The organism is Paraburkholderia sp. SIMBA_053, from assembly GCF_046534895.1.
In the GTDB taxonomy this organism is placed as follows: domain Bacteria; phylum Pseudomonadota; class Gammaproteobacteria; order Burkholderiales; family Burkholderiaceae; genus Paraburkholderia; species Paraburkholderia caledonica.
Genome location: NZ_JAWRXU010001644.1, coordinates 1 through 238 on the forward strand (window position 1 = coordinate 1; position 238 = coordinate 238).

Below are 238 nucleotides of genomic sequence, written 5' to 3' on the forward strand. Positions count from 1 at the left end.
GGCGTTCAAGCGCTCATCGCGCAGCGCAAGCAGATCGGGCAACTGCGCGAACGAATCGATTAACGCATCGCACTGCAAGGCCGTCGCGCCATCCGGGCCGCCATAGCCGTAGCGCACGATAAACACCGGCACGCCCGCCGCGCGCGCCGCGCTGACATCGACGGGCGAATCGCCCACCAGAACGCTGCATTCCACGTCTGCATCCAGCAACCGGCACGCGTGCCACAGCGGTTGCGGT

The 238-nt window shown here is 66.8% G+C and carries 1 protein-coding gene; it reads right to left on the reverse strand.

Going from position 1 to position 238, the window contains the following annotated elements; all coding sequences use genetic code 11:
* Window positions 1-238, reverse strand: a 238-nt coding sequence (locus SB753_RS41135; RefSeq protein ID WP_410805690.1) for an HAD hydrolase-like protein, incomplete at both ends; no start/stop codon positions are given.